This window comes from Vibrio crassostreae 9ZC13 (assembly GCF_000272045.2).
Classification (GTDB): domain Bacteria; phylum Pseudomonadota; class Gammaproteobacteria; order Enterobacterales; family Vibrionaceae; genus Vibrio; species Vibrio crassostreae_C.
In genome coordinates this window covers 3,699-10,546 of record NZ_AJYZ02000039.1, presented here as the reverse complement: position 1 = coordinate 10,546, position 6,848 = coordinate 3,699, and the positions used below count along the sequence as shown (strand labels likewise).

The 6,848-nt window shown below is 43.0% G+C and carries 6 protein-coding genes; 4 read left to right on the top strand and 2 right to left on the bottom strand.

Translation table 11 applies throughout. The annotated features are described in order from the left end of the window. Window positions 1–263: 263 nt before the first annotated feature. Window positions 264–1,187, top strand: a complete 924-nt coding sequence (gene coaA, locus A136_RS12570) for a type I pantothenate kinase (RefSeq protein ID WP_017062776.1) — start codon at window positions 264–266, stop codon at window positions 1,185–1,187. A 7-nt stretch (window positions 1,188–1,194) separates the two neighbouring features. Here the strand turns inward: coaA and birA are convergent, their stop codons facing one another. Both birA and murB read right to left on the bottom strand, forming a co-directional pair. Beyond that, a complete protein-coding gene (gene birA, locus A136_RS12565) occupies window positions 1,195–2,160 on the bottom strand; it encodes a bifunctional biotin--[acetyl-CoA-carboxylase] ligase/biotin operon repressor BirA (protein ID WP_017059800.1) in 966 nt (321 codons plus the stop codon). Next, window positions 2,157–3,203 carry a UDP-N-acetylmuramate dehydrogenase gene (gene murB, locus A136_RS12560; protein ID WP_017062775.1) on the bottom strand — a complete coding sequence of 349 codons (1,047 nt, stop codon included), beginning with the start codon at window positions 3,201–3,203 and terminating at the stop codon, window positions 2,157–2,159. Before murB ends, birA begins: the two co-directional genes overlap by 4 nt. A gap of 66 nt (window positions 3,204–3,269) precedes the next feature. On the opposite strand from murB, the gene A136_RS12555 reads away from it, so the two are divergent. The 3 genes from A136_RS12555 (at window position 3,270) to A136_RS22275 (ending at window position 6,783) form a co-directional block, all read left to right on the top strand. Then, entirely contained in the window at window positions 3,270–3,701 is a 432-nt protein-coding gene (locus tag A136_RS12555) for a GNAT family N-acetyltransferase (RefSeq protein ID WP_017059798.1), read from the top strand. A 91-nt stretch (window positions 3,702–3,792) separates the two neighbouring features. After that, window positions 3,793–5,133, top strand: coding sequence for a CDP-diacylglycerol--serine O-phosphatidyltransferase (pssA, locus tag A136_RS12550; RefSeq protein WP_029235079.1), 1,341 nt, complete (start codon window positions 3,793–3,795; stop codon window positions 5,131–5,133). Between the two features lie 614 nt (window positions 5,134–5,747). Next, window positions 5,748–6,783 (top strand): IS630 family transposase gene (locus tag A136_RS22275; RefSeq protein ID WP_141707904.1). Its coding sequence is split into 2 segments (ribosomal slippage): window positions 5,748–6,206 and window positions 6,208–6,783, totalling 1,035 coding nucleotides; the frame shifts between segments, so codons are not numbered across the junction. The last annotated feature ends 65 nt before the right edge of the window (window positions 6,784–6,848 follow it).

Below are 6,848 nucleotides of genomic sequence, written 5' to 3'. Positions count from 1 at the left end.
CTGGTGACCTACTGATTACAAGTCAGTTGCTCTACCTACTGAGCTAAGTCGGCACAAGTGGGGCGCATTTTATTGAATGATTTTCCACCTTGCAATAGTAAATTGAAAAAAAGTGCAAAATTCTCTGACCAAACTCCTACATACGGCTATTTAGCTCAAGGTTTATGTCTTTAACCCGCATCTAGTACAGGAAGATATTTTATTTATCTATCGCTTGATGTATTTTCCATGCACTTGTTTTGTTATCCACTATAGAGTTTTGTATGAGCCCATTTATGTCATTTGACCGCGAACGTTGGTCTGAGCTAAGGAATTTAGTTCCGATGACACTTTCTGAGAGCGACTTAAAAGAGCTTCAAGGCATCAATGAAAAGCTCACAATGGAAGAGGCAGTAGAGATCTATCTACCGTTATCTCGTCTATTGAACCTCTATGTGGCAGCCAGACAGAATAGAAACTCGGTACTCCACCAATTTCTAGATAAGAAAGAGAAAGCGCCACCTTTTATCATCGGTATTGCGGGTAGCGTAGCCGTTGGCAAAAGTACCACTGCGCGTCTGCTTAAAGCCCTACTCTCTCGCTGGGAAAACCACCCAAAAGTTGAACTAGTGACAACCGATGGCTTTTTATATCCGAATGAGGTGTTAAAAGAGAAAGGGTTGATGAGCAAAAAGGGCTTTCCGGAGTCTTACGATATCAAGCGTTTAGTGAACTTTGTTTCGGATGTAAAGGCATGCAAGAGAAATGTCACAGCCCCTGTTTACTCGCATCTTACGTACAACATTACTGATGACGTTAAGTGCGTCGACCTACCAGATGTGCTTATTATTGAAGGACTTAATGTCTTACAAACCGGAATGAATTATCCACACGAACCACATCGCGTGTTTATTTCAGACTTCCTTGATTTCTCACTCTATGTTGACGCTGATAGCCAACAAATCAAAGAGTGGTACGTCAATCGTTTTATGAAATTCCGCGATGGTGCGTTTACTAAGCCTGGCTCTTACTTTAGTCATTACACTAAATTATCGAACCAAGCCGCATTGGATAAAGCAGAAGGTATCTGGAGTTCAATTAATGGCTTGAACCTAGAACAAAATATCCTTCCGACAAGAGAAAGGGCTCACCTGATTCTACGTAAAGGCGCAGATCATATGGTTGAAGAAGTGTTACTAAGAAAATAGTAACGCCTTAGTCGCCTTTTCTTAGCGATATCTCGCCACCAATATAGCTCTCGACACCATTCTCAGTTTTGAGCAATACAGCACCTTGTTCATCGATGCCTTGAACAACACCTTCAATTTCTCTAGGTCCAATGATCAATCTAACATTGCGACCTAAGAAATTATCCAAGCGGTTCCAACGCTCTAAAAAATTGGACATTCCTTTCAACTCGTAGTCGACAAGTGACTTATCCCAAGCATTGATCAGAGCCTGCGCTAACTGGTTACGGTCTGGCACCTTCCCATCACACACTTCTTTAAGGGAAGTCCATGGCTGGCCAATACCTGATGTTGTTGGATCCATGGATAGGTTTAGCCCTAAACCAATCACAATATGCGCAGCGCCGCCAGACTGTCCTGACAGCTCGACCAAGATACCTGCAAGCTTCTTGTCATTGTGGTAAAGGTCGTTCGGCCATTTAAGCTTTACACCTTCTACGCCCATCTCTTCCAAAGCTTCAACAACAGCTACACCAACCACAAGGCTTAAGCCCATTGCGGCAGCCATCCCCGCGTCGAGTCTCCAATACATTGAAAGATAGAGGTTTGCACCAAATGGTGATACCCACTCTCGTCCACGGCGTCCACGACCCGCAGCTTGATATTCAGCAATACAGACAGAACCCGATTCGAGGGTGTTAGTGCGCTCTAATAGGTGTTGGTTTGTAGAACCTATGATGGGAATGAGTTCAAGAGAAGCATCGCGACTAACTGCAGACAATTTGTCTTGGTCAAGCATATCCAAACGACTGGCTAGTTTGTAACCCTTGCCTTGTACTCGGTAGATATCTAAACCCCACTCTTGAATACCTTTAATGTGCTTACTGATAGCCGCTCGTGATACGCCAATCATTTCACCTAGGTCTTCACCTGAATGAAACTCACCGTCAGCAAGACATCTCAATAGTGCAAGCTTGGTACTGTGCTCTCTCATGCCAATGACTCCAAAGCCTTATCCAAGTTTGTCTCGCAGTCTCGTCCCATAAAGCGCACTTCATGTTCCAATCGAATATCGAATTTATTCAAAACGGACTGGCGCACTCGCTCTGCAAGCTTAAGGATATCCACAGCAGAAGCCTCATCATAATTGATAATAACCAATGCTTGGTTGGGGTGAACCTGAGCGCCACCTTCTGTCACACCCTTGAACTGGCATTGATCAATCAGCCAGCCAGCAGCAACTTTGATCATGTCATTACTCTCATAACCAACCATATTTGGATATAGAGCTAACAAGCGATCAAAATGATCTTTGGTGATCACAGGGTTTTTGAAGAAGCTACCCGCATTCCCTTGTACTCTAGGGTCTGGCAGCTTACTTGAACGGATAGCACACACTTCATCAAATATAGTGCGAGGGGAGAGCGTATCGGCTGCTAGGCTTTTTAACGGGCCATAGTGATTGCATGGCTCCCACTCTTTCGGCAACGTTAAACCAATCGCAACAACAATCGCTTTATCGTAGAGAGCGTGTTTGAAAATAGAATCTCGGTAACCAAAGAGACACTCTTCTTTGCTTAATCGCTTAACTGTATAAGTATCCAGACACAGGATATCGACATACTCGCATACGTCTTGTAGCTCAACACCATACGCACCAATATTCTGAATCGGAGCAGAGCCGGAACAGCCGGGTATCATTGCTAGGTTTTCTAGACCACCCAGCCCTTTATCCACAGTCCACTCAACCAAGCTTGGCCAATCCTCGCCACCACTCACATGCAGTAGGTGATGACTGTCCGTCTCGGCCAGCTCAATCCCGGCTAATTTATTCACGATGACCAGGCCAGCGAAGTGCTCAGTAAAAAGCATATTACTGCCCTTACCCAGTATTAACTTAGGCAAAGCTGACCATTTAGGGTCTTTGTAAAGCGAAATAAGTTCTTCGGTAGTGGTGACTTCAACCAACGCATCACACGTCTGATCGATGGAAAAAGTATGAACATTTTTTAAACTAGCATTGAGATGGAATTGCATGGCGATATTCAATTAACTTACACTGCGGTCATTCTACAGCAGATAAACCAATGGCGCAGTGACTGAATGAACAATGTCATCATTACTCAATTAGACCCAGTAAAGGTTCCCCTAGTTAAACGTTTCTATAAAGAACATTACCCAACGGGAAAAGCGAATAAGAGTGAACTGATCTATTCGTTATTGCTGAATAACGAACTGTGCGGTGTCGTGCGTTTTCGTACAATAGAAAATAATCGCTTACTTACCGGTATGGCGATATCAAAACAACATCGTGGTCAGCAATTAGGCTCCCAGCTTATGGATTATTGTGCGCAACATACGCTAACGGAAGATGATTACTGCTTTGCGTACGCTCATCTCACCAATTTTTACGCGCGACACAAATTCGTACAAGTAGACCCTAAAGATCTACCAAATGGTTTAAGAGTTTTATACGAGCGCTATTCGAATAGCGGAAAAGATCTCATTCCTATGCATTATCAGCAAAATTGTTAGAGAATGCCTCGATTATCTAGTATTTGGTGCTATCCCTTTGGTAAAATTAAAGGTTCGCAATTTTGCATATTTTTAAGGTAAAACAGTCAATATGATTGCCAGTAGGAATCCATTCATACAGTTGCCAACCATAGCGCAGAATCCTGACAAGTTTGAAGTACTACTATCAGCGCAAGAGTTTCGAACTCGCCTACTTGATGAAATATCTCGCGCAACGACTCGTATTAGTTTAGTCGCTTTGTATCTTGAAGATGATGAGGCTGGCCGTGAGATCCTGACTGCCTTATATGAAGCAAAGCAAAAGAATCCAGAATTAGACGTGAGCGTTTGTGTCGATTGGCACCGGGCGCAGCGTGGATTGATTGGCGCAGAGTCTTCTGAAGGCAATGCAGCCATGTATAAAGAGTTCGCAGAGAAATATCAACATTCTGTGCCTGTCTATGGCATTCCCGTTCGCGGCAAAGAAGTCTTTGGCGTATTGCACTTAAAAGGCTTTATCGTCGATGATAGCGTGATATACAGCGGTGCAAGCCTTAACAATATCTATCTGAATTACCATGACCGCTATCGCTTTGATCGTTACCATGTTTTAAACAATGCAGCTCTTGCTGACTCAATGTTTGCCTACGTACACGAACAGATGGTTGCGGACAGCGCTGTTTATGACCTGGCTGATAAGAACAAGCCTGCGACCAAAGAACTGAAACCAGCGATTCGTCAGTTTCGAGCATCATTGGCAAGGTCTCAGTATCAATTCGAAGGGCAAGAGGTTTCAGCAGAGCAAGTGGCTGTAACACCATTGGTTGGTATCGGTAAAAGACGTAACCGTCTGAATCAGGGAATCAACCAACTCGTCGCTCAAGCTAAAGATGAAATCTTCATCTGCACACCTTACTTCAACTTCCCACCTAGCCTAGCTAAAGAAGTGAAGAAAGCACTTAAGCGTGGCGTAAAGGTCAGCATTGTTGTTGGTGATAAGACAGCGAATGATTTCTTTATCTCACCAGAAGAAGAGTTTAAAACGATTGGTGGTTTGCCATACCTTTACGAACTGAACTTACGCCGTTTCGCTAAAGCGAATGAAGCTCATATTGCTAGCCGTAATCTATCAATTCGACTTTGGCAACACGATTCCAATAGCTTCCACCTAAAGGGCATTTGGGTAGATAAGCGCTACATGCTACTAACAGGTAATAATCTAAATCCACGCGCATGGAAGTTGGATCTAGAGAACGGTATCTTTATCCAAGATAACTACCATCACCTAACAGACAAGTTTCAGGCTGAAGTGGATAACATCCTTCAACACACTCAGCTTATCTGTACATATAAGCAGTTAGACAAGGTAGAGAGCTACCCGATGGAAGTTCAGAAGTTGATTCGTAAGATCACTCGTGTGAAAGCCGATAGGGTGCTTAAGCAAATACTGTAGTCGATGTATTAGAGACACTATTTATCAACGCCTAGCAAACGCTAGGCGTTTTTGTATCTACGAGATAGCTATTTAGGTTTGTTTGATGGTCTTTCGAATCAACATCTCTATTTATGCACAGTGAGTGTGATAGCTTGAAGTGTTAAGCATCCTACCTTTTCCTTAGTCAGTCTCAGGGTTCCAGATACGTGTATCAGGTATGGTTTAGATAGCAGCTAAACGAGTACCAATACGAACATAATCGACAATTACCCTTTACGTATTCAAGCAATAAAGTCTCACTCCTTAGGGCGAAGTACGTACGCGATAGAGAATTTCACATAGTAAAACAATCAGATTAGTGCTCTGCTCTATTTAGCTTAAGAGTTAGAAGTGACCACCTATATTCCCAAGCAGCACCTCCCGATATATAGAGAAGTACTTCATAGCTAGCGATAAGGATCTACTACTAAAACCCAAAACACATACGCAGGAAACGACGAAAGCCTAGTCGTCAGACTAGGCTTTCTGATATGTGCCGGAATAGCATGAAGTGCAGGGGCTCGGTGTCTTTATACCAATTAAAGTAAAAATGTGATCTAATTAAGATTGATGAATTATTGTGAAATTTAGCCATGGATAGCCTTAATAACACTGACTTCAAAAAGCTTGCGAGCCAGCAAAAAACCATTCAGATGAAGATGCGTTTACTTGCGCTCGCACACTTTAAAGACGGCCTCTCTCGTACACAAATTGCAAAATCTCTCAAAGTCAGTCGAACCAGTGTCAATAAATGGGTTCGGATTTTTTTTGAAGAAGGCCTAGAAGGACTTCAAGAAAAACCTCGGACTGGTAGGCCTGCATACCTCACCGATGAGCAGCGGGCTCAACTCAGTGCCTTCATAAAAAAAGAAGCTGAATCACCTTCTGGTGGCCGCCTTGTTGGAAGCGATATACATGACTACATCGTTAAACACTTTGACAAGCACTACCACCCTAATTCCATCTATTATCTCCTCGACCACATGGGTTTTTCTTGGATAACTTCTCGTTCCAAACACCCTAAACAATCACAGCAAATACAAGACGATTTTAAAAAAATTCCAAATCGAAACGATCCTTAAGATCCCCGGCCATATTGGGCTAGAGAGTGTTGATGTCTGGTTTCAAGACGAAGCTAGGTTTGGTCAGCAGAACACAACAACACGTCTTTGGGCTACTCGTGGAACGAGACCTCGCGTAGTAAAACAGCAGCAATTTGAATACGCTTATTTGTTTGGCTCAGTGTGCCCATCGAGAGGGATTGGTGAGGCAATGGTCGTCCCTTGGGTTAACAAAGACATCATGATAAACCATCTAGAGCAGATATCTAAAGTCACAGAAAAAGACCGTCATTCAGTGGTAATAATGGATGGCGCAGGATGGCATACCGATGATATTGCTAACCCATTTGATAATGTCAGTATTATCAAATTGCCGCCATACTCACCAGAGCTTAACCCTATAGAGCAAGTGTGGAGTTGGTTAAGGCAACACTATCTAGCAAACCAAAACTTCATTGATTATAACGATATTGTTTCGAAGGTCTGTAGCGCTTGGAATGGATTTCTTGAGTGCAAAGATCGCGTCACAAAAATGTGTACAAGAGATTGGACTGACCTGATCAGTTAATTTTCCGGATTGGTATAACAACAAACACTTTTCTTCAAATGTAAAAAAGCCCTGCTATTGCTAGT